The organism is Romboutsia sedimentorum (genome assembly GCF_030131845.1).
GTDB classification, from domain to species: Bacteria; Bacillota; Clostridia; order Peptostreptococcales; family Peptostreptococcaceae; genus Romboutsia_D; species Romboutsia_D sedimentorum.
In genome coordinates, this window is sequence record NZ_JASKYM010000001.1 from 435,454 (window position 1) to 457,230 (window position 21,777).

General features: G+C 27.6%; 25 protein-coding genes and 1 other annotated feature. Of the genes, 6 read left to right on the forward strand and 19 right to left on the reverse strand.

Translation table 11 applies throughout. The features are described from left to right. Complete coding sequence (locus tag QOZ84_RS02370) at nt 1-1,140, forward strand: DUF4179 domain-containing protein (protein ID WP_284131359.1); 1,140 nt, start codon at nt 1-3, stop codon at nt 1,138-1,140. On the opposite strand, the gene QOZ84_RS02375 is transcribed toward QOZ84_RS02370, so the two are convergent. The 3 genes from QOZ84_RS02375 to QOZ84_RS02385 all read right to left on the reverse strand — a co-directional run bounded on the left by QOZ84_RS02375 (nt 1,141) and on the right by QOZ84_RS02385 (nt 3,651). Beyond that, complete coding sequence (locus tag QOZ84_RS02375; RefSeq protein WP_284131360.1) at nt 1,141-1,614, reverse strand: S41 family peptidase; 474 nt, start codon at nt 1,612-1,614, stop codon at nt 1,141-1,143. Nucleotides 1,615-1,998: 384 nt separating this feature from the next. Then, entirely contained in the window at nt 1,999-2,697 is a 699-nt protein-coding gene (locus QOZ84_RS02380) for a flavodoxin family protein (RefSeq protein ID WP_284131361.1), read from the reverse strand. A gap of 126 nt (nt 2,698-2,823) precedes the next feature. Next, complete coding sequence (locus QOZ84_RS02385) at nt 2,824-3,651, reverse strand: hypothetical protein (RefSeq protein WP_284131362.1); 828 nt, start codon at nt 3,649-3,651, stop codon at nt 2,824-2,826. A gap of 249 nt (nt 3,652-3,900) precedes the next feature. On the opposite strand from QOZ84_RS02385, the gene QOZ84_RS02390 reads away from it, so the two are divergent. The 3 genes from QOZ84_RS02390 to QOZ84_RS02400 are packed head-to-tail and all read left to right on the forward strand — an operon-like array spanning nt 3,901 to nt 6,577. Beyond that, nucleotides 3,901-4,731, forward strand: coding sequence for a DUF3100 domain-containing protein (locus QOZ84_RS02390; protein ID WP_284131363.1), 831 nt, complete (start codon nt 3,901-3,903; stop codon nt 4,729-4,731). A gap of 22 nt (nt 4,732-4,753) precedes the next feature. Beyond that, nucleotides 4,754-5,224, forward strand: a complete 471-nt coding sequence (locus QOZ84_RS02395) for a hypothetical protein (RefSeq protein ID WP_284131364.1) — start codon at nt 4,754-4,756, stop codon at nt 5,222-5,224. Between the two features lie 36 nt (nt 5,225-5,260). Further along, nucleotides 5,261-6,577 (forward strand): amidohydrolase, encoded by a 1,317-nt coding sequence (locus QOZ84_RS02400; protein ID WP_284131365.1) that lies wholly within the window; start codon nt 5,261-5,263, stop codon nt 6,575-6,577. A 69-nt stretch (nt 6,578-6,646) separates the two neighbouring features. Here QOZ84_RS02400 and QOZ84_RS02405 read toward each other — a convergent pair whose 3' ends face one another. The 7 genes from QOZ84_RS02405 to aspS all read right to left on the reverse strand — a co-directional run bounded on the left by QOZ84_RS02405 (nt 6,647) and on the right by aspS (nt 13,282). Further along, nucleotides 6,647-7,933, reverse strand: coding sequence for a transcriptional regulator (locus tag QOZ84_RS02405; protein WP_284131366.1), 1,287 nt, complete (start codon nt 7,931-7,933; stop codon nt 6,647-6,649). A gap of 155 nt (nt 7,934-8,088) precedes the next feature. Next, complete coding sequence (locus QOZ84_RS02410; RefSeq protein WP_284131367.1) at nt 8,089-8,517, reverse strand: N-acetyltransferase; 429 nt, start codon at nt 8,515-8,517, stop codon at nt 8,089-8,091. An 804-nt stretch (nt 8,518-9,321) separates the two neighbouring features. Further along, the gene (locus tag QOZ84_RS02415; protein ID WP_284131368.1) at nt 9,322-9,966 is read right to left on the reverse strand and encodes a hypothetical protein; all 645 of its coding nucleotides are present in this window, start codon (nt 9,964-9,966) and stop codon (nt 9,322-9,324) included. A 133-nt stretch (nt 9,967-10,099) separates the two neighbouring features. After that, entirely contained in the window at nt 10,100-10,657 is a 558-nt protein-coding gene (locus tag QOZ84_RS02420; protein ID WP_284131369.1) for a GNAT family N-acetyltransferase, read from the reverse strand. Nucleotides 10,658-10,815: 158 nt separating this feature from the next. Further along, the gene (locus QOZ84_RS02425; protein WP_284131370.1) at nt 10,816-11,145 is read right to left on the reverse strand and encodes a cupin domain-containing protein; all 330 of its coding nucleotides are present in this window, start codon (nt 11,143-11,145) and stop codon (nt 10,816-10,818) included. Nucleotides 11,146-11,296: 151 nt separating this feature from the next. Further along, a complete protein-coding gene (locus QOZ84_RS02430; RefSeq protein ID WP_284131371.1) occupies nt 11,297-11,806 on the reverse strand; it encodes a GNAT family N-acetyltransferase in 510 nt (169 codons plus the stop codon). 186 nt (nt 11,807-11,992) lie between these two features. Then, nucleotides 11,993-13,282, reverse strand: a complete 1,290-nt coding sequence (gene aspS / locus QOZ84_RS02435; protein WP_284131372.1) for an aspartate--tRNA(Asn) ligase — start codon at nt 13,280-13,282, stop codon at nt 11,993-11,995. 183 nt (nt 13,283-13,465) lie between these two features. Then, nucleotides 13,466-13,694 (reverse strand) — a binding site (T-box leader). A gap of 242 nt (nt 13,695-13,936) precedes the next feature. Here aspS and QOZ84_RS02440 point away from each other — a divergent pair. Continuing rightward, a complete protein-coding gene (locus tag QOZ84_RS02440) occupies nt 13,937-14,452 on the forward strand; it encodes a ClbS/DfsB family four-helix bundle protein (protein WP_284131373.1) in 516 nt (171 codons plus the stop codon). Nucleotides 14,453-14,660: 208 nt separating this feature from the next. Here the strand turns inward: QOZ84_RS02440 and QOZ84_RS02445 are convergent, their stop codons facing one another. The 9 genes from QOZ84_RS02445 to QOZ84_RS02485 form a co-directional block, all read right to left on the reverse strand. Further along, nucleotides 14,661-14,912: a hypothetical protein gene (locus QOZ84_RS02445; RefSeq protein WP_284131374.1), complete on the reverse strand. Its 252-nt coding sequence runs from the start codon at nt 14,910-14,912 to the stop codon at nt 14,661-14,663. A 58-nt stretch (nt 14,913-14,970) separates the two neighbouring features. Further along, nucleotides 14,971-15,995, reverse strand: a protein-coding gene (locus tag QOZ84_RS02450) for an IS1595 family transposase (RefSeq protein ID WP_284131375.1) whose coding sequence is annotated in 2 segments (ribosomal slippage) — nt 14,971-15,614 and nt 15,614-15,995 — 1,026 coding nt in all. Because the reading frame shifts where the segments join, the coding sequence is not laid out codon by codon here. A 74-nt stretch (nt 15,996-16,069) separates the two neighbouring features. Continuing rightward, on the reverse strand, nt 16,070-16,606 hold the full coding sequence (locus QOZ84_RS02455) for a GNAT family N-acetyltransferase (protein ID WP_284131376.1): 537 nt from the start codon (nt 16,604-16,606) through the stop codon (nt 16,070-16,072). A gap of 157 nt (nt 16,607-16,763) precedes the next feature. Continuing rightward, on the reverse strand, nt 16,764-17,456 hold the full coding sequence (locus tag QOZ84_RS02460; protein WP_284131377.1) for a 5'-methylthioadenosine/adenosylhomocysteine nucleosidase: 693 nt from the start codon (nt 17,454-17,456) through the stop codon (nt 16,764-16,766). Nucleotides 17,457-17,579: 123 nt separating this feature from the next. After that, the gene (locus QOZ84_RS02465) at nt 17,580-18,077 is read right to left on the reverse strand and encodes a hypothetical protein (protein WP_284131378.1); all 498 of its coding nucleotides are present in this window, start codon (nt 18,075-18,077) and stop codon (nt 17,580-17,582) included. A 315-nt stretch (nt 18,078-18,392) separates the two neighbouring features. After that, nucleotides 18,393-18,992: an SdpI family protein gene (locus QOZ84_RS02470; protein WP_284131379.1), complete on the reverse strand. Its 600-nt coding sequence runs from the start codon at nt 18,990-18,992 to the stop codon at nt 18,393-18,395. A 14-nt stretch (nt 18,993-19,006) separates the two neighbouring features. Continuing rightward, on the reverse strand, nt 19,007-19,264 hold the full coding sequence (locus QOZ84_RS02475; protein ID WP_026901533.1) for an autorepressor SdpR family transcription factor: 258 nt from the start codon (nt 19,262-19,264) through the stop codon (nt 19,007-19,009). A gap of 227 nt (nt 19,265-19,491) precedes the next feature. After that, on the reverse strand, nt 19,492-19,950 hold the full coding sequence (locus QOZ84_RS02480; RefSeq protein ID WP_284131380.1) for a GNAT family N-acetyltransferase: 459 nt from the start codon (nt 19,948-19,950) through the stop codon (nt 19,492-19,494). A 105-nt stretch (nt 19,951-20,055) separates the two neighbouring features. After that, nucleotides 20,056-20,394, reverse strand: coding sequence for a GNAT family N-acetyltransferase (locus QOZ84_RS02485; RefSeq protein ID WP_284131381.1), 339 nt, complete (start codon nt 20,392-20,394; stop codon nt 20,056-20,058). Nucleotides 20,395-20,726: 332 nt separating this feature from the next. Here QOZ84_RS02485 and QOZ84_RS02490 point away from each other — a divergent pair, with 332 nt between their 5' ends. Further along, complete coding sequence (locus tag QOZ84_RS02490; RefSeq protein ID WP_284131382.1) at nt 20,727-21,722, forward strand: CPBP family intramembrane glutamic endopeptidase; 996 nt, start codon at nt 20,727-20,729, stop codon at nt 21,720-21,722. Nucleotides 21,723-21,777: the final 55 nt, after the last annotated feature.

Sequence of the window (21,777 nt, forward strand, 5' to 3'; positions counted from 1 at the left end):
ATGAAGGATATCTATGAATTATTGAATGATGTTGATATAGATGAAAGTGAATTTGATGAAATAAAAGTTAATTATATTGAAAAAACTAAAGTTAAAAGAAAATTAAAAGATTCTATAAAAAAAGATTCTATAAAAAAGAAAAATAATTGGAAGAAAAAAGCTATTGTTGCAGCTACCATAGGGGTTATTGCTACAGCAACTTTTGGAACAATATTTCCTTCATATGCAAAAAACATCCCTATAATAGGCGACATATTTAGAGCATTAGATAATGATAGAACGGGATTATATGATAATTACAAAGAAAATGCCAATGAAATTAATGTTACTAAGGAAAGCAAAGGAATTAGTATAACAGTAAATGATGCTGTCTTTGATGGAAAGACAATAAACTTAACTTATACTATAGAAAGTGATAAAGACTTAGGAGATAAAATTTCCTTTAGTGGACGTTCGATTGTAATAAAAGGAGATGAATACACAGGTAGCACTGGAAGTTCACAAGTTGTAAAAATTGATAAAAATACTTATGTAGGACAATATAACATGACTATATCTAATTTTGTTGATAAGCCAAGGGATTCAGTACATCTTCAATTAAATATTAAAAAACTTATCTTACCAAATAAAGATACGAAAATTACAAAAGAGATAAAAGGACATTGGAAATTTGATATTACTTTAGATGCTATAAAAGGAAATACTCAAGTTATTAACCAAAGTGTTCAAAAAGAAGGTGCAACAGCTACTATAAAAGAATTGAATATAAATCCTATGTCTATGAGTATGATATACTCACAAAAAATTTCAAAAGATATATTGGATAAGTGGGATAGTACATATTTGGATATAAAAATAAAAGATGATTTAGGAAATAGCTATTCTGGTCAAGATAATGGTGGATCTGGAGATATATATGGTAATATGACTTGGAGCAAGACTTTAGAAAAACCAAAAGAAAATGCAACTAAGCTTATAATAACTCCGATTGTAGAACTTAGCATTAATACAAAAGATAATTCCGGTGGAGTTGAATATGATGCTGATGGAAAAGAAAAACCTATAGTTTCTAAGCTAAGTAATGATGGTTCTAAAAAAGAAATAGTATTAGATGATATTATTGTTGAATTAAATAAGTAATTAAGTTTTAGATATCTTAAAATGAAACCCAGTAAATAAAATATTTACTGGGCTTTTACATGTTAATCTTATAACTAAACCACTATTTGGTAACGAAGACAGTATTGGGTCAACGCCTATGCCATCACCACCATTACCTCTTATGTCTATAATAAAATTGTTATAATTATCGATGTCTTTATATAATTTTTTTATTTTCTCAGCATCTTCATTAGTAAACTTCATAAAGCTATTGATTTTAAGATAAGCTATATCTTTATTAATTATTTTTGCTTCTACATTATCTATATTACTTAGCTCTGCTAAATTGGTGTGTCCATCCTTAAGCAAACTTATTGAAAAATTCATTACATCATAAAATTCCTTATTATTATCACTATTTTCTATTTTTCCCTTTAAAATTTCGTATAAGTCTAGATATTCTATATTAAATTTATTATAAAATGCACCAAAGTTACAATAATTATCCTTCATCGTATTTATAAAGTAATCAAAATCCTCTACTTTTTCTTCCTTAGTTAATTCATTTAATTTTTAGTCACTACTACATCCAACTGATAAGATAAAGTTAATAACAAGATTAACATAACTAAATTTATTATTTTTTTCATCTTAATTCCTCCTTAATATAATTAGCTAAAATACAAAAAGGATATATTATAAAATTCAATATTTTATAATATATCCTCTACTAACTTTCAATAAGTAATTTAAACTATACTCAAAAATACGTCTAAATCGTAAGTAATATTCATAATTTTAAAACTATATTATATTTTTATTGAAGTAATGATGTTTCATCAACTATTTGAGAATATGTAAAGTTTAGCGATAAAGAAATAACATTTATTGTTTTATTTACCAAGGTCTTTTTTTATCAAGCCAACCATTTTCTTCCCAATAGTTTTTGTCAACCATATTCCAATCATTTGATTTTTGCATCATTCTCATTATGGTAAACATAAATTTCAACCTAAAGTTTGGACTTGCTTTACCTACTTTGGCTTTCGCTTTTATAGAAATTTTAGAAGTGTCCTTTGCAATTGGCCCTTTAATTTTGTCAGTAACTGTTTCCCAACTTGAAGCATTTACACTCTTACTATATTGAATTACATTAGATATTCCCATCCAAAACATTTGCTGTGCTAATGCTTTTGTGACTTTATTCGCTCCTGCTCCTGAAGCTGTTGAAACAACAATTCCCACTTTATTAAACATAGCTTCTTTTGGTCGATGAGAAAGCCACATATACCCAAGATGGTCAAAGAAAGTTTTCAGTTGTCCTGTCATTGCATAGCAATAGGTTGGCGAATCAATAACAACAATATCAGACAACTCCATAGACCTAACAATCTTTTGCACTTTTTTTGCTTGTGGACAATCGTCCTCGCTTTCATTGAAGCACTTGTAACACCCTACACAAAATTTAGGGGTATCACTTGGCATAAAATACTCATAAACTTCTTTGTCATCACTTAGTATTTTATTAATTATTTGGTTAGTTATGTGGTAACTACTCCCCTTATGTAATTGCCCATGTATTACAGTGATTTTCATAATCTTAGTCTCCCCAAATTTAAATAATCTTTTTATCTTTAGACATTATGAATATAGTTAAAAGGAGCGTTATTAATTAATGCTCCTTATACTATGCCCTAAAGTGAAATTTTAGAACTAATTAACTTAATTAGATTCTAAAACCTTATTAATTGATTTTTTTAATGCTTCTATAAATTTTTCTTGTAATTCTGATGATAACTCAAGAATTGAAAGATAAGGGTTCAAATCTTCTAATTCAACAAGAAGAAGATTTCCATTTTCATCTCTACAAGCATCAATTCTTTGAATCCCATGATCTATGTTATTCCAATCAATGAACTTCATAGCAAATTCTAAGTCTTTACCAGTAGCCTTATACTCTTGAAGTTCCCATCTTTTTGATTTATCTGGAGCGTAAAGGCAATATTGGAAATCTCTATCTATAAAATAAAAAGATACCTCATATTCAAAGTTTATAGCAGGTTGAATAAGTGTATTTCTATCTTCTTTAGAGACTTTTTTATAAAGTTCTTCCTTAGACACAAATTCCATTCCAATTGAATCTGCACCATCCTTTGGTTTTATAACGTATTTATCAACTTTAGGTAGTTTGTCAAAGTTATCTATTCTATCGATTGTTCTAATCACTGGATAATCTAAATCTGTTAGTTCGATTAAATAATCTTTGCCATTCATATCGCCCTTACCATCAAAGGAATTATATGTTTTAAGATTCTTTGTTTTTATTTTATTTCTAAATTGATTATACTCATTAGGGAAGTTTGATGCAGGTCCAGCATTCCTAAATATTGTTAAATCAAACTTATCATTAAATGAATCCATATCTTTTGGATTACATATAACTAGCTTTAAGTTTTCTCTTAACTTAGAAGTTATAAATAAATCTTCTTCATAATAACGTCTACCGTTAGCGTTGTAATACAAGTCCGTTACAAATAATATTTTTTTCATTTGCCAATCCCCTTTTTAATATACTTTAGCATATAATACTAAATATTCAAGCATTATTTATTATTGACCTTTCATATTATCTATTCGCTAAAAAAGTATAAGAAAGCTTTACACCTTTTTTACATTTTTAAACATTTTTGGTCAAAAAATGATTTTCCTTGTTGACTTCAAAAACATTTTACTCTATTATCTTATTAATAGTCACGTTAATGACATGTCATTAATTAATATTTTACTTTAGGAGGAGTTATGGAAAATAGAAAAAATCTCACAAAATTAATGATAGTTGGATTACTTATAGTTATGCTTTGCGAATTTATAGGTAGATTCACACTAACATTTGGATCAGTATCTTTAGTGCTTTTCCCTATGCTATATGCAGTACTAGTCGGAATTATAATAACACCAGATTTACTTGGTCAAAAAATTAAGATTTTAAAAGAAGCTATAGGGGAAAAAGAAATAAATATTGCTGGAGAAGTAGTTGGTATAGCTCTAGTAATATTAGGTATTAAATATGGATCTACAGTTGGTCCAAACATAGAAAAAATAATAGCAGCAGGGCCAGCTTTCTTAGCTCAAGAATTTGGCCATATATTAGCACCATTAATAGCACTTCCCTTAGCTTTACTTTTAGGGTTTAAAAGAGAAGCAATAGGTGCTACTTCTAGTATAAGTCGTGAAACTTCACTTGGAGTTATCTCTGAAAAATACGGAATAAATTCACCAGAAGGTAGTGGTGTTCTTGGAACTTACTTAATCGGGACTGTTTTAGGTACAATATACTTCTCTATATTAGGATCGGTGTCAATATACTCAGGTCTTCACCCTTACGCACTTGGGATGGCAACTGGAGTTGGTAGCGGTAGTATGATGACAGCTGCAGCATCTTCACTTTCGACAGTAGTTCCTCCAGAAATGGCTGATACTATATTAGCATATGGTGCTACAAGTAACATGATGTCAAGTATAACAGGACTTATATTCTTAGTATTTATATCATTACCACTTACAAATAAGCTTTATGACATATTAGAGCCTAAAATAGGTAGAAAAAATAAAAAGAAAAAAGTAGCATAATCAAAGAGAGGAGCATTAAACAATGTTTAGTAATATAAATTTAAAAAGAAGTTCATATCAGCTTTTAGTTATGCTATTAGTTGGCGCAATGATACTTGTAGGACAAAGGATAAGTATTGGAACACCTATAACAACTGCTCTTCCAGGAATGCTTATAATGATATGTGCAGCTATGGTTGCTATGATGTTAAAGGATTTATTTCCAAAATCACTTTTCCCTGCATTTGGATTTGCAACTATATTAGGGTTACTTCTTAGTTTACCATCTAGCCCTACATCTGATTTTTTTGTAAAGCACGTTAATAACATAGACTTTATGGCAATAACTACTCCACTTTTAGCCTTTGCAGGTATATCAGTTGGTAACAAAATACAAGAACTAAAAGCTATGTCTTGGAAAATAGTAATAATATCGCTTGTAGTATTCACAACAATATTCTTCGCTTGTGCATCTATAGCTCATATAGTTTTAAAAATGCAAGGAGTTATATAATCATTTCTTATAAATCTTAATTTAGGGGGCATTATCATGGACAAACAACAATTAAAAGAATTAGTTATAAAAGCAATTGAGGAAAACAAAGAAAATATATTAGAAATTGGTCGTAAAATCTACCAAAACCCAGAGTATGGATATAAAGAATTTAAAACTAGTGAAACAGTTTCTAAGTTTTTAAGAGAAGAATTAAATCTTGAAGTTGAAGAAAACATAGCAGTTACTGGTTGTGTAGCTGTAGCAAACGCTAACAAAAAAGGACCTCACGTTTCTATACTAGGTGAATTAGATGCTATATCTTGTAAAGATCACAAAGATTCAAATGAATTAGGTGCGTCTCATACTTGCGGTCATAATATACAAATAGGCGGTCTATTAGGAGCTGCAGTTGGTTTAGTTAAAAGTGGTGTATTAGATTCTTTAGATGGAAAAGTTTCTTTCATGGCTACTCCATCTGAGGAATTTATACAGTTAGAGTATAGACAACAATTAAAGGACGAAGGTAAAATAACTTACTTTGGTGGTAAGCAAGAGCTTGTTAAAAAAGGATACTTTGATGATATAGATATGTGTATGATGTTCCACTCTTTAGATATGGGAGAAAATAAAGCTTTAGTTGGACCTGAGAGTAACGGATTTATAGGTAAAAAGGTTCAATTTATAGGTAAAGAATCTCACGCTGGCTCTGCTCCATCAGAAGGAATAAATGCCCTAAATGCTGCAATGTTAGCTATAAACAATGTAAATGCTTTAAGAGAAACTTTCAAAGAATCTGAAAGAGTTAGATTCCATCCAATCTTAACTAAGGCTGGAGATATAGTAAACGTTGTTCCTGCTGATGTTCAAATGGAATCATACGTTAGAGCTAGAACTATAGATGGTATGGTAAAATACAATGAAAGTATAAACAATGCTCTAAGAGCTGGTGGAATGGCAGTTGGAGCAGAAGTTAAAATAACTGAAATACCAGGATACTTACCAATACTTCGTTACAAAGATATGGACAACTTATTTGCAAACAACTTAGTTGGATTAGGTATAGAAGAAAACAAAATAGTTGACGGTGGAGATTTCGCAGGTTCATTTGACTTGGGAGATATATCTCACATAATGCCTACTCTACACCCTATGATAGGTGGAGTAAGTGGAAACCTTCATACTAGAGAATATGAAATAGTTGATGAAGACTTAGCATACTTAGTACCTGCAAAGGCTATGGCTATGACTGTTATAGATTTATTATTTGATGATGCCAAATGCGCTAAGAAAATATTAGATAACTTTACTCCAGTTATGACTAAAGATCAGTATCTAGACTTCTTAGCTGACCTTGATAAAACTATAGACTAATAAAATAATAAAAAAGTGAGTATTTCTTTATCAAGAGTAAATTTCTACTCACTTTTTTATTTAGACTTTTTAAAATAATATTTCTATTAAACTTTTAGGTCTTCCACCATTTCTACTGCTTTCTTTTCCATAAACCCTAGCCAAGTCTGCATCCATAATTTTTTGTAATATCCTTCTAGCACTTCTTTCGCTTATATCTAAATATCCTGCTAATTCTTTAGAATCATATACACTACTTTGCCTAGATTTATTTATTGACATAATTTTATTTACATACTCACAACTTAGACTTGTTTTTTGTGATATGTTTATAGTATTTTCATCATTATTGATAATACTATAGCTTATCTCATTCTCATTTCCTAAAGGACCTGTAAGATTATTTTTTTCATCAACTAAAAATATATCTCTACCTTTAGAATTATTAGATTCTTTAAGAGCCTTATGAGCATTGCTTTCTGCTTCATATGCAGTTTTTCCAAGACCTATCCCTATATTTAAGGTAAAGCCTATAGACTTAATATGTTTTTTTAGATTATGAAGTTTATTGTAATTTTCTTCATTATTTATAGCTCCTTTATTTATAAAAACTATAAATTTATTACGACCAAAAGGAAATAAAGCTCCGTCTATGGACCGAACATACTCTACTATAACCTTATTTATATCTGACTTTTTTATCATATTGCTATAATAGTTATTAATATCTTCATCATAATCAGATATGTTTAAAATCTCTACAGCTAACTTTGAGCATTCAGCATTATTAAAAGCATGTTGAGTCATTATTTTTTTGTAGCAGTATTTAACTAAAGACTTGGTGGGTTCTAATTTAAACACTGGATAACCTAGCCTTTTTAGTTCATTATATACAGCTTCAAATCCAGTTATCATTAAATTTATTTCTTTTTTCTCAAATAAGTCCATATGCCATTTTATATAATCTGCTTCATCTATATTTTTTAAAAATGGAAGATAATAAATTTTTTTTGGATTTATTCCAATTTCTTCGATAACTTCATCTACCATATCTTCGTTTACTACATCTATACTAAATTTGTCTAAATCTATATTTGAATTTCGTATATTCCAAAATGCCTTTAATATACTGCTGTCTCCTCTTGATACAAAAGTATATGGCTTTTTTATTTTATACTTTGACTTAATAGCTTCATCTACCCCACAGCCTGTAAGTATTATTCCATCACATTCTTTTTCGCAATCTTCAATGACTTCTATTGCATCTATTACTTTTTCTCTTATGTATTGTTTTATTTCTAGGTCAGGATTTACTTTTTTCAAATCCTCTTTTATTTTCTTTGACGAGTCTATTGGACCTACCACTCCTATTATCATATGTTCCTCCATATTTAAGTTCTTTTTAATATGTTTACGTAAATATTATATCATGTTAAATGAACTATTAGTTATGAATATTGTTAATTTTAAGATAAGCTATCTCTTCATCAATTATTTTGGTTCCTACATTATCTATATTAGTATCTACATCTTTAAATTATTTTTTCCATTATATATTCTTTATGAGCAGAGTCTTCATTAGCTTGTTCTTTTATTATTTTAAATCCTCTATGAATATAAAAGTCTACTGATTTCTTGTTGTCTTTGTATACTGCTAAATTTAATTTCTTGTATTTATTCAGTGCATAATCTATTAAACATTTTCCTATACCATTATTTTGAGCATCTACATCCACAAATAGTGCTCCTATAAATTCATTATTTATGATACTTATAAATCCTTTTATATCCTCATCGTCTTCATATACAAATGTTTCAGCTATTGGTATGTATATATCTTTTACAGTATTATAGCTATTTTTCCAATATTCCTCAGATATAAAGTCATGAGCTTTTATAGTGCTTTTTAACCATATATCCATTATTTTATCTATATCTTTATTTTCTAGATTTCTTATCATATTAATAAATGTCTCCTTTATTGTGTTGTAGATTTGGTTTTATCATCAACTTATAGAAAATAATACTTCCATATATATTTATGTACAATTTTTATGCTTTCAATATATAAAAATTATTAATTTAATCGTTAATGTATTTTTGTAATTTTTTAACTATGCTTTTAATTGTATTTGAGTTATCTTCTGCAAATATGTTTTCAAAATCTTTGCTTAAAGATGACATTTGATCTTGTGAAAGAGATGGTTTTATTGAAGGTTCAATTTTTAATATTAAATCTACTAAATCATAGTCAATAAAATTAGATACATCTTCAAAATTATTAATTAAAAATTTTGCATTTTCATATGATGTAAAATCAGAATCTCTTCCATGTTGTAATAAATATTCACTAAGTTGGTAATCCTCGTTTGCATATCTAATGAAATCACCTGAAGGATCTATTATATTTTCTTTAGAATTTAGATACTCAATAATTTTAATTTGTTTTATTAACCTATCTTTTTCTGATAGATTTTTGTAGTGGTAATTAATAAAAACAACTAACCCATAATCAGATTTTAAAATTTCATCTTTATAATCTTTATGCTCTTGAATTGACTCTTTTCCATATTTACTAAGGTCTTCTAAATTTTTGTCAATATCCTTATCTCTAATTTTTGTTAATTGTTTAATATTTAAGTCCTCTAAATTTTTAGGATTAATATTTTTATTAAACTAATTGAAATTATCTTTTTTTTATTAAACATATATTTTCTTTAATTGTGCCTTTCTTTATTAATAGTCACATTTAAATGTCTATTAAGCTATTTTCCATTATCATCTAAAGATATTTTTTTAAGCTCATTATCTAAAGATGCTTTTTGATTTTTTGAAAGTGATGTTTTTATTGAAGGATTAATACTTTCTAATATATCAACTACATCATAGTCAATAGAATTAGATACGTCTTCTAAATTATTAATTAAAAATTTTAGATTTTCATATGATGTAGTATCTGAATCTCTTCCATTTTCTAATAAATATTCACTCAGTTCGTAATCTTTATTTACTACATTAAAGTAATCACCTGCTGAATCCATTATTTCATTAATAGAATTTAGATACTCAATAAGTTTGATTTGTTTTATCAATTTCTCTTTTTCTGTTAGGTTTTTGTAATTTTTATTAAAGAAGGCAACTAATCCTAAATCAGAATTTAAAATTCCATCTTTACGATTTTGAAATGTATTACTAAGATCTTCTAAGTTTTTGTCAATATCATTATCTCTAAGTATTGTTAATTGTTGAATACTTAAATCCTCTAGGTTTTCAGACTTAGAATTTTCATTGTTAACAGCAGTTTGTTTTACATTACTATTAGTACTTTTATTAAAAACCACTAATAGACTAACTAATACAATTAGAATTATCATTAAACTAATTGAAATTATCTTTTTTTTATTAAACATATATTATCTTTAGTAAGAGAGTTTATTGTAAATGCCAATCCCTCACTAATTCCTCCTTTCTTTCTTAATAGTCAAGTTTAAATGTCTATTAAACTATTTATCATTAGCTTTTATTTGTAATTTAAAATAATTACTATCCATTATAATCCTCAGCTATTAACGCGTACATAGCACAATCACAAATTCCTTGATTGTTTATGTCTGCTTTTCTCATTGTACCTTCATATTTCATTTTACATTTTATCATTACTTTACCCGAACCTGGATTAAGTGGGTCATGTCTTGATTCAACACGATTTACTTTAACCTCCTTTATAAAATATTTAATTATAGCATTTAGTGATTCTGTAGTAATACCTTTATTCCACCATTTTCTTCCTATGCAATAACCAATATGAACCATCCCTATTTCTTCATCTTGACGCACAGTACTTATAGTTCCTATCGGTTCTTTTCCATTTGACTTCAATACAATAGCCCATTGATAGAAATTTTCTTTTTCATATTCATCCACCCAGCTTTTTAAAACACCCTTTGAAGCCTCAACACTTTCCATAGGTCCCCAAGTTAGAAACTTTGTAACTTCTGAATCACTTGCCCAATTTTTATACACAGCCTCTGCATCTGATATTTCAAATTTTCTTAAAATCAAATTCTCAGTCTCTATTACTTTTGTTCCATTATGATTCATAACATGCCCCCTATATATTTAATAATAATTGTTTATTTAATTATAGCAGAACTTACAGTTTCTCATATGTCGACTAAAATAGCTATTTTTTTTAGCACCATAAAAGAACAATAGTTTTATCTCTATTGCTCTTTTATTGACAATACATTTAACTAACTTTAATGTTGTGGAACAACTGCAAAGAAAATCAAATCTTCATTACCATCATTAATCAAACTATGTGCATGACCTTTAGGGCAATAATGGCATGAACTTTCTCTAACTTCTTCATATTCCCCGTTATATAAGACCTTACCTTCTCCGCTTAAAATATAAATAACTTCACTATTTGTTTCATGTGTATGTAATCCGATAGACGCTCCTGGAATTAGCTTCCCACGCATAATCTTATTATTTTCATCAGTATACATTTTAGTCGATAGTTCTTTTTCACCCTTGTGAAAATTTGGCATTACCTTTTCATCAATCTTATTAAAGTCTATTATCATTTCCGCTACCTCCACTATTTCATAGTATAATATTTTGGTCATATGTATAAACAATTTTAAGTGCACAATTATAACAATCTTAAACTCTAATTAAATTATAACCTTAGTAATAATCATAGTAAATAAAATACTCTGTCCTAAACCCTTAAAATTATTTAAGAGTTAATGCTAATATATCTACATTATGGTTTTCATTTCCCATGCTTACAGTTGTTGATTTTACTTTTTGGTATCCTAATGAGTCCCAAAATTTTCTTCCATTAATATTTTCTTCTACTACTCCTATTCGTAGTGTGTCAGCTCCTTGGCTTAGAGCATATTCTTTTATTTCTTCGTGGATTACTTTACCTAATTTTTTATTTCTTTCATTTGGTGAAAGTAAAAGTAAACCTATCATCCAAGTTCCGTTGTTCGGATAGTTTTTAAATATGTCTACAATACCAATTAATAAATCATTATATACTCCAAGTGTTAACGAATCATCTAATGTCTTTTTATCAGTGTATTTGAAAATATTATCTATATCCTCATCAGTTGCATTTGTGCCATTACACATTATATGATAGTCAGAACATAAATCATATAGATATTTAATTTCGCTATGATTAGAAGATGTTATTGGTTTAATTAAATACTTATTTTCTAATATTGCTTTTATCATACTATCACCCCCTAATATAATACTTATTAACTAAATTATAGCAGAATCTATATTTAAATTAATAAAAAATGACCATTCACACCTATTACATTTGAAAATTGCCCCTAAATAAAATTTAGAGTATAATAGTCATTTATTAGGATAAAAGGTAATACCCTAATTTAAGGATAATACCTTTTATAAATTTTATGGTATCAGTCTAGTTCTATCTCTTGTTATAAGAGTTGCTTCCCTAACATTTTCTAATCCTAGTATTTTACTAACAATTCTTTCTAACCCTATTGCCAAGCCACCATGCTTAGGAACTCCATATTTAAATATTTCAGTATAGCTCTCATAATCGTTAGGATCTAAACCCTTGTACTTGATATTATTTATTAACATATTATAATCATGAATTCTTTGTCCTCCAGTAGTAATCTCAATTCCTCTAAATAACAAGTCAAAACTATGAGTTTCTTCTTCTCCACATGGCATAGTATACATTGGTCTTTTTGCTCTTGGATAATGAGTTAAAAATATAAAATCACTTCCTAGTTTTTCTTTAGCATACTCACAAATTAACTTCTCAGCTTCTGGATCTAAGTCTCCCTCCAAATCTGTTTTATTATATTCTTTTCTTAATATATCTATAGCTTCATTAAGTTTTATCCTTGGAATAGTATCCTCTATCTTAGGAAGTTCTACATTTAACAATTGTAAATACTTTTGAGCCTCATTTTCTACCTTATCTATAATGAACTTTAATAGCTCCTCTTCAAGGTTCATTATATCTTCTTGATTATTGATAAATCCAAGCTCTAAGTCCATGCTAATATATTCATTTAAGTGTCTGTTTGTATCATGTTGCTCAGCTCTATATACATGCCCCATTTCAAAAACTCTTTCAAATCCAGCTGCAACCATCATCTGTTTATAAAACTGTGGACTTTGAGCAAGATATGCCTTATTTTCAAAATATTTAACTTCAAAAACCTCAGTTCCTCCCTCTGCACCTTCTGCAACAAGTTTTGGAGTAAATATTTCAGTAAATCCCTCCATAATTAAATACTCTCTAAAACCACTAACTATTAAGTTTTGTACTTTAAAAATCGCATTTATTTTTTCATGTCTTAGACTTAAAACTCTGTTATTTAGCATAGTATCTAAATTTATATTTAAGTTTTCTTTATTTATTTCAATCGGCAATTCATTTTTGCAATTATTAATTGTCTCTAAGTTATTAACTTCAATTTCAAATTTATTTAGTTTGTTATTACTTTCTTTTACATTTCCAGTTATAGCTACAACTGATTCTAGTTTTATCATATCTGATTTAACTAGTTCATTATCAATAACACATTGCACTAATCCTGTTCTATCTCTTAATATTAAGAATGTTATAGCTTTTAAACATCTTATGCGATGCACCCATCCTTCTATTTTTGCTTCTTTATCTATATACTCATTTAATTTATCTATCATTATTCTTTTCATATCTTAAGGCTCCTTTATATATTATAATTTTAATTAAAAAAGCCCCTTGAGATTAATATCTCAAGGGGCGAAAGTTCGCGGTACCACCCTTTTTAGACTTGTTTTTTAGCTTTTGTTAAAGTAAAATATCACCTTAGAATGGGCCCTGTTCTATTTTAAATATAAAAAAAGCTTCCACTTCATTATAGAAGTGAAAGCTATATATTCACGGTGCCATTCTACTTGACTAAGCTAAATAAACCTAAGTCATCTCTTATTACACTTAACGGAGTAACCCGACTTACCCTACTATTATTTTCAGATAAGCTTCTCTAGGATGTCTTTCAATATTACTTTTCTCATGGAGCTTTCACCATCCTCCACTCGCTTTAGATACTTAGTCAATATTTACTATTCCCTTCAATGAATTTTTAATATTATATTTACATTATAGTATGACTTTTATTTTAGATTGTCAACAGTTTTTTTGGATTTCATATAAAAACTGTAAGTATATAAAGGAATTATCTTCTAAAGTATCGTATCTTTACTATATACGTTTAGGCTTATCCATCAGAAAAATTAGATGTTAAATATACTAATTTACAAAAATCATACTTTGATATATCTTAAAAAGCTATAATTAAACTATAAACATTAAAATGAGGTGTAAAAGTGGTAGAGTACAAAAATAGAGAAGAATTAATTTTAGAAATTTCAAATCGTGCAAAATTATTTATCAAAGAGTTTGATGACATCGATGAAAAAGATAAAGATAAATTAATTGATGGAGTTGACAGAACCCCCGCTCAGATGATTTCTTATCAGTTGGGATGGATGAATCTCCTACTTGATTGGGAGAAACAAGAACAACAAGGACATACTGTTATAACTCCAGCTAAAAACTATAAATGGAACAACCTTGGTGGTTTGTATGAAAGCTTTTATAATGAGTACGATAAGTATACTCTTAAAGAGTTAAGTGATATGTTCATGAAAAAAGAACAGCAAATTATTGAACTAATTAATAGTTGTACAGATGTTGAGTTGTTTGAGCAAGGTGGAAGAAACTGGTCATCATCAACTCCATCTAATTGGCCAATATGGAAATGGATTCATATCAATACTGTTGCACCGTTTAAGTCATTTAGGACTAAAATACGAAAGTGGAAAAAGTTGCAGCTACAATAAAGAGACCTATAAATAGGTCAATTAATATTACTTATATATTCTTTTTTTAATAAGGCTATGTTTTAATATAGTGTTGAAATTAACAATTAAAAACATAGGGGCATTTTACCTCACCCCTATGTTTTTTAATTAGTTTTTTTAACAATTTCAATTTAAGCACCTCCTCCAACAAAAATTTGGTTTTATTAACTCATTTGATCTATGAGAGTTATATACTACTGTTTGATTTTTTTGTGTCTAAGAAATTTAAAACCGAACCCACTAGTGCGAATATGGAAATAAGAATAACAGATGCACGAACTGTAGCTGATTCTGCGTTACTTACTACTGTTAAAAATCTATTTTGTATAGATATTTCTTGAGATGTTATTAGCAAAAAAGCAGACGCTATTATACTTAGCGAACCTAAAGTTAGAATTCCATAAATAGCTCCAAGTAGAATCTTTTTGATTTTTTCCATTATTTATCACCTCCCCTTTTTTATAATATTATACTGTATCTGTGTATAATATTATAAATCAATTAAACTGCGGTACTCTAGTTTTAAACTCGCTTACTTTTGTGTACGAATATGCAACATTACTTTGTACGATAAAATTCTTAGTTTTTATAGAATCTCTCTCAGTTTCAAATGTTCTTAGCCATTTAAACCAGTACATATAGTTTGAGATATATTTACTTGCAACTCCATTAAATCTACCCATCCACTTCTTTAAATTACTGTGTAAAGCATTCACATGTTGAATATGATAAATACCTTCTTTATGTTTACCTGTTTTTATACGTTTGTGGTCTAAATTGCAATCTATAGCGAATTGAATATATGATTTATGACTGTCTGTGCATAGTATAGAATTTTCACCTATATGAACTTTATAAAGCCCTTCAAGTTCTCTGTGTGTCATTCTACCTTTACACAAAGGCTCTATTACTAAATTACCTTGTCTATCCATAGCTGTGGCTACACAAATTTGTTCCTTAGATATACCTCTTTTTTTTATTGCTTTACCTCTTTTTCGAGATTTTCGTGGCATATTAGAAGGTCTTGTTCCTTTAAAGCTTTCAGCAAAAAATATTTCATCTGCTTCTATTACTCCCTCAGCATCTCCAGTACCTAAAAAAGCACTTATACAATCAAGTATTTTATGTCTCCAAAAAAACTTGTCGCTATGTTTATACCCACTATCTTAGCAGATTTTCTTATAGATAATCCCATAATCATGCATTTAGCATATTTAAGCCACTTATCTAAAGATTTCTTACTTCTATATGTTGCAGAGTTTGTAAAGTCAGTAAAAGTCTTTCTACAATCTTTACAGATATATCTTTGTTTACCATTATACTTACCGTTTCTTGATACTAATTCAGAATGACAGTGAGGGCATACTTTCCCCTTGGCAAATCTAAATTCTTTCACTTCTTCATATACTTGCCCAACTTGAGAGCCTAACACAAGAGCTTCTTCCAAAAGAGATAGTAATTCCTCTATTTGATTTAATGGTAATGTTTGTGTATCTGTTAATATAGACTTTATATTTGGCATATTACAACCTCCAAAACATTGATATATCTATATTGTAATCTATTTCTTATAAAACATCCATTTTCAACATTGATTTAAAACATAGCCTTTAATAAAGATAAAACTACAGTATCTCTTTCTATATCATTTTGTATTATATAGTCTCTTAAAATACCTTCTTTTGTAAATCCAAGCTTCTCAAGTAAATTTAAAGAAGCTATATTTTCAGGAAATACTACTGCTCCTATTCTATTTAAATCTAAATTCTCAAATCCTAATCTTATTACTTCATTTATAGCCTCTGTTGCAAATCCTTGTCTCCAATATTTAATATTTATATCATATCCTATGTCTGCTCTTTTGTTTTTTATTTGAATTGCATCATAGCCTACAGTTCCTATTAACTGTCCTGTTGCTTTATGTATTATCCCCCATCTTATTCCTCTTTTATCAATAAAATTTGTCTCAAATTTTTTAATTAAATCATAAGATTCTCCTATATCGTTTAATGATTCTCTACCTAAGTATTTGGTTACCTCATCATTTGATAAATATTCAAATATATCATCTGCATCTTTTATAGTTATTTTTCTTAAATACAATCTGCTTGTTTCAGATAATGGAAAATCCATAGGCATATCTCCCTTTTATTTTTATATTGTTATTATTATATATATTAATTTCTATATCCTATCAAATATACTATTTCTAAAAAACTTATTTAAATAAGCTTCAAAAAAATTTATAATTAAATTAACTATTAAGTCTTAATATTTTTTCAGAAAAAAATTAACTTTCATCCAAAATGTTTAATATATTTAATACTAAAATAGCCGAATTATTAGCAGCTATTTTTTCAAAATCTATATAATTAGTAGAATTATCATCTGCGTTATCTGATATGCTCCTAATAATTAAAAATGGTATGTTATTTATACATGCAACATGACCAATTGCAGAACCTTCCATCTCAACACAATGAGGAGAATGTTCCTTTATTATTAAATCTCTTAAATTACAATCTGAAATGAATGCTTCCCCACTAACAATCCTTCCAACATGATAGTTGAATTTATTAGAATCTATTTTTTTATATGCTTTTATTGCTGTCTCTATTAAAAATTTATCTGACTCAAAATATTCTTTAAAAGGAAACCATCTTTTCATTTGTTCTTTACGCACATCATGATGAGTAACATTATCAGAAATAACAATATCGCAAATCTTCACATCTTTATTTAAACTCCCAGCTATTCCTGTGTTTATTATATGTGTAACTTCAAATCTATCAATTAGTATTTGTGTACAACTCGCCGCATTTACCTTTCCAATACTGCAAGAAGTCAGTACTATTTTTATATTTTCTTTCTTACCAATATAAAATTTAAATCCTGCATATTCTTTTTCTTCTATTATATTTATATTTTCCTTTATATGATTTATTTCAATAGGCATTGCCCCTATTATACCAATCACATTCATTAGACCATCCCCATTCTTTTAATACATATTGTATCACTATCTCATGAAAATTACTGAATATTCAGTTATTTTTATTTTTAATTTATAATAAATAGGGTTAACATAATCCAAATTTCAAATATTTTAATTACCTAAATTACTCTTTTTAAAATGCTGTAATATCTTATAACCATCACTTGTATGCCCAACATAAGGCTTGTGGAAATACTTCATCGGCAAAATAGTTATTAAAAATTGAATTGCGCTAAATATAAACAAAGCATTCAGTGATACCATCAAAATATATGGTAACTTCACATTTATTATATAAATATATAGTAAAATAGAAACTATTAGTGATATTATTGGACCTCCTAAAGTCATAAAAATCATTTTAATTTTATTATCTACTGGTGTCCAATTGACATATCCATACGCCACATCTAATAAAGACTTATATCCATTTAAATTAATTACCAATCTATTTAGGTTTATTTTCTTATTCAAATCAGAATTGCCTATATTAACACTTACCTTCTCTTTTGTTAATATCAATGCAACAATTGCGTGACCTAATTCATGAAGTACAGTTAATATAGGTGTGAAAATAATATAAACTAATGTATATACTACAAAATCCATAAAATCCCCCTTTAAAAATAAGTGTCTTGATTTTATATAAGTATTCATTAAAATCCGAAAAAATTTATAATTTCTTACTTATCAACTAAAAAGGTTTTATTTATAGTAGCACTACTCTTAATACTAAGTATAATTCTATGTATTCCTAATTCCCTACTCTTGAAAATAGTTTAATAAATATTATTAGTGGTGTTAGTAAAGTTTTGGTGGAGGTATTTCTTGCAGACTAGACTACAAAAGCTTTATCACAAAAGATATGTTGTAATGATATTAGGACTTAGATTTGAAATTTGGCATACACCCTGTCAAACAATTTTATCTATTTATACACTTTACCTTTTTATAATAGAATACAAATGAGTATATACTTGGTACTATAACCCAAGTTAAACCACAAATAGTTGCCACTTTATCACTATTAAAGAAAAATGATAAAACAAACATTATTAATGCAATAGGAAAAGATAAATAGCCTAAAATTTTATGTGCTATCTTCCAAGTTTCTTCATCTCTTATAGTCCAAGGAAGTCTTAATCCCAAATACCTATTAAACGGTATTTTAGGTGAAAGATTTCCAAAAATCATCATAAATATTGAAACTAAGGCAATGAGTAATATATTATTATTCTTAAAAGCATATAATTTTTCAGTTGGTAATAATACAGCGAATATAGAACAAAGAATAACAATAAACATGGTAAGTCTATTTAAAAACCTAAAAGTCTTAACTTTAGGATTATCTTCGGATAACTTTACTATATCAGGTGCTTTAATTTCTAACACAACTAATGAAATAATAGCTGATGATCCCAAAATAGAAGTAGCCATATTACCATCTGGCATTACAAAGCCTGCAATCAATATTAAAGCTGATATAATTAAAAATATAATTCTTGTAAAATCAATTTTTTTCATAATATTTTCCCCTTTTACTTTTTGAATATTTCCAAGAAGTTCCCAAGCACTTCTTGAATTACAGAAGTATTAATAGAATAAATTACAAATTGCCCCTTTTTTTCAGAACTTATAAGTTCTGCTTCTCTTAGAATATCTAAGTGCTTTGATATTGATGGCTTAGACATATCAAAATGTTTAGCTATCTCACCTGCACTCATATCTTTGATATTAAGCAACTTTAATATTTCCCTTCTTGTCTTATCGCTCAAAGCTTTAAATGCTTGGCTCATATGATAACCCCTTTCAATCTTCTTATAGATATTTAGCTAATTAGTTAAATACCTATATTTATATAATAGGTCCTTAAACTTTAAAATGCAACTACTTTTATTTAATATTATCTTCTTTCCATTTAAACATCATCTCTTGATATTTAGTATCTATTTTATTGAACACTAAAAAACATCAATAGTTTCTATTTGATGTTCTTATTAGTAAGTACTTTGTAATTATCGTACTATAGTTGAGCAAGCATCCTAAACTCTTTATAAGTTACTCCATCAACTTCATATTCAAATACTTCTTTTTTTTCAAATCCCATGCTTTCATACAAATTAACAGCAACAGTATTATCAACTTCTGCACTTGTATATAATTTTATATGACCATATTTTTCAATAAACAACTTTATAAATTTATTCAATGCTACTTTTCCTATTCCTTGATTTTGAAACTTTTCATCAATCATAAACCTACTCATTGACCATCCATTAATCTCATCATCAAAATCATATAAAATAAAACCGACCATCTTATCATTTTTATAAACACCTAATGGGTAAAAATTCGGTTCATAGGCTGATTGAACTAAAGAAAAAATATTTGTAGCAACAAATCTTTTTTGTTCTTCACTAGTTTTTAATTTTATACATTGATTATAGTTGCTTTTATCTATTACTCTAAACTCTATATTCATACTTATACCCCCTAATGATATTTAGCTTTTTGTTACACTTTTTAATTTAATTATAATAGAACTTTATTTAATAAACTTTCGCCAAAATTTATAATTTCCACATGGCTAAAAATCTTTTCTCATAACAACAGCAGGTAATACTTTTTTATTCCAGTTTAAAGTTATACTCTCTATACTTCTAAATCCATTCTTAATCCAAAAATCAAGAACATGTTTATCATAGTTTGTAACAACATCTATCCTTATACTACTGCTCTTACAAGACTTTACATACATCTCAAATAATTCATATATTCTAAGCCCTATCCCCTGACCTCTAATACTATTATCAATCATAAGCAAAGATAAATAAACTTCTTCATCTACTTTAAAGTCAATCAACCCTACTATCTTATTTGATTTCTTTTGAATAACTTTACATGAATAAAAACCTTCATTTTTCATGGTTTCTAATTCACCACATACCCAATTTCTAGTTATGCTTTTTTTACCTATATGACTTTTTAGAAAAAGCTCATTTGAATTATATATATTTACAATATAATCTAAATCTTCACTATCAATTAAATCTATATAAAAACCATTAAATTCAAAGTAAATAGTAATTCCCCCTCCTTAATAATTACATAGATATGATATATTCTAATTGTATTAAATTAATATTTTTTAATCTACTAACATTCTATAAAAATACATTTAGCATCATTAAATTGTATTTTTTTACCAATTGATATGTTATTATTTTATCATAGAGTTTAAATTAAGGGGGTATTACCATGTGTACTAACGTTAAAGTTATAAAAAAAGAAGTGAGTACTTTCTTATTAATTAACTTTGGGCTTATTGCCTTTATATCTATTTTTATGTTTATTTCTACCACTAAGCCATATAGCGCTGATTTAGTTGGAAGTTTTGGTGGATTATTTATGTATATTCCTGCATTTTCAGCTATTGTTGTTCTAAAGAAAATTTCTAATTATAGTTTTCCTCCATCAGTAGATAAATTTTTCAATGTATTTGCTATAGCTACACTTGTAAGAATATTTGTATCTATACTTCAGGTATTTTTTATAGGAAATATTACTATCTCTTCAATAATAGATATGGCTATATCTTGTTATCTTATCTGTGTTTTATTTAAAGATAAATTTGACTTTGAAATACTAAATTTATCTTTAAATAAAAATTTTAAAAAAGTTTTATTTGTAGTACTACTCTTCTCAATAATAAGCATAGTTCGAAGCATTCCTGCTTTCTTATCTGTTGAAGATAATTCAATAAATATTATTGGTGGCATTTTTACAATTTTAACGAGTTTGCTTGCTAATATCTTTTTTGGATTTACTTTATTTTTTGGTGAAGAGTTTGGATGGAGATATTTCTTACAACCTAGACTGCAAAAGCTTTATGGCAAAAGATGTGGTGTAATAATATTAGGACTTATATGGGGCATTTGGCATCTACCACTTTGCATGACACTTTATAGTCCTAAAACACCAATTTATTGTATAGTCTTCCATTTAGCATTCTGTACAACTTTAGGTGTATTCTTAGGATACGCTTATATGAAAAGTGAAAATCTTTGGGCTCCTATACTAATACATTTGGTAAATAATTCTATTTCTATTATATCTAATAGTGGTTCATATGAGTCTGAATTCACATTACAAACACTATTGGTAGGTATTCTTATTAATGCTATATTCTTCTTGCCATTTTTATTTACTAAAGAATATAAAAAAGCTGATGAAACAGCATCGCTTGATATCTAATATAAATTAAGTAGAGTAATAATATTATTACTCTACTTAATTTACAATTTAATAA

What these genes read in the sequence shown, in the direction of transcription:
- QOZ84_RS02445 (WP_284131374.1), bottom strand. Translation starts at nt 14,912, where the DNA reads ATGGAAAAAATCAAAAAGATTCTACTTGGAGCTATTTATGGAATTCTA.
- QOZ84_RS02455 (WP_284131376.1), bottom strand. Translation starts at nt 16,606, where the DNA reads ATGGATTTTCCATTATCTGAAACAAGCAGATTGTATTTAAGAAAAATA.
- QOZ84_RS02425 (WP_284131370.1), bottom strand. Translation starts at nt 11,145, where the DNA reads ATGATAATAGACTTTAATAAGATTGATGAAAAGGTAATGCCAAATTTT.
- QOZ84_RS02375 (WP_284131360.1), bottom strand. Translation starts at nt 1,614, where the DNA reads ATGAAGGATAATTATTGTAACTTTGGTGCATTTTATAATAAATTTAAT.
- QOZ84_RS02415 (WP_284131368.1), bottom strand. Translation starts at nt 9,966, where the DNA reads ATGTTTAATAAAAAAAAGATAATTTCAATTAGTTTAATGATAATTCTA.
- QOZ84_RS02390 (WP_284131363.1), top strand. Translation starts at nt 3,901, where the DNA reads ATGGAAAATAGAAAAAATCTCACAAAATTAATGATAGTTGGATTACTT.
- QOZ84_RS02405 (WP_284131366.1), bottom strand. Translation starts at nt 7,933, where the DNA reads ATGATAATAGGAGTGGTAGGTCCAATAGACTCGTCAAAGAAAATAAAA.
- QOZ84_RS02400 (WP_284131365.1), top strand. Translation starts at nt 5,261, where the DNA reads ATGGACAAACAACAATTAAAAGAATTAGTTATAAAAGCAATTGAGGAA.
- QOZ84_RS02465 (WP_284131378.1), bottom strand. Translation starts at nt 18,077, where the DNA reads ATGGATTTTGTAGTATATACATTAGTTTATATTATTTTCACACCTATA.
- QOZ84_RS02490 (WP_284131382.1), top strand. Translation starts at nt 20,727, where the DNA reads ATGTGTACTAACGTTAAAGTTATAAAAAAAGAAGTGAGTACTTTCTTA.
- aspS (WP_284131372.1), bottom strand. Translation starts at nt 13,282, where the DNA reads ATGAAAAGAATAATGATAGATAAATTAAATGAGTATATAGATAAAGAA.
- QOZ84_RS02395 (WP_284131364.1), top strand. Translation starts at nt 4,754, where the DNA reads ATGTTTAGTAATATAAATTTAAAAAGAAGTTCATATCAGCTTTTAGTT.
- QOZ84_RS02370 (WP_284131359.1), top strand. Translation starts at nt 1, where the DNA reads ATGAAGGATATCTATGAATTATTGAATGATGTTGATATAGATGAAAGT.
- QOZ84_RS02460 (WP_284131377.1), bottom strand. Translation starts at nt 17,456, where the DNA reads ATGAATGTGATTGGTATAATAGGGGCAATGCCTATTGAAATAAATCAT.
- QOZ84_RS02430 (WP_284131371.1), bottom strand. Translation starts at nt 11,806, where the DNA reads ATGATAAAAGCAATATTAGAAAATAAGTATTTAATTAAACCAATAACA.
- QOZ84_RS02470 (WP_284131379.1), bottom strand. Translation starts at nt 18,992, where the DNA reads ATGAAAAAAATTGATTTTACAAGAATTATATTTTTAATTATATCAGCT.
- QOZ84_RS02385 (WP_284131362.1), bottom strand. Translation starts at nt 3,651, where the DNA reads ATGAAAAAAATATTATTTGTAACGGACTTGTATTACAACGCTAACGGT.
- QOZ84_RS02485 (WP_284131381.1), bottom strand. Translation starts at nt 20,394, where the DNA reads ATGAAAAATGAAGGTTTTTATTCATGTAAAGTTATTCAAAAGAAATCA.
- QOZ84_RS02475 (WP_026901533.1), bottom strand. Translation starts at nt 19,264, where the DNA reads ATGAGCCAAGCATTTAAAGCTTTGAGCGATAAGACAAGAAGGGAAATA.
- QOZ84_RS02410 (WP_284131367.1), bottom strand. Translation starts at nt 8,517, where the DNA reads ATGATAAGAAATCTAGAAAATAAAGATATAGATAAAATAATGGATATA.
- QOZ84_RS02420 (WP_284131369.1), bottom strand. Translation starts at nt 10,657, where the DNA reads ATGAATCATAATGGAACAAAAGTAATAGAGACTGAGAATTTGATTTTA.
- QOZ84_RS02380 (WP_284131361.1), bottom strand. Translation starts at nt 2,697, where the DNA reads ATGAAAATCACTGTAATACATGGGCAATTACATAAGGGGAGTAGTTAC.
- QOZ84_RS02480 (WP_284131380.1), bottom strand. Translation starts at nt 19,950, where the DNA reads ATGAATATAGAGTTTAGAGTAATAGATAAAAGCAACTATAATCAATGT.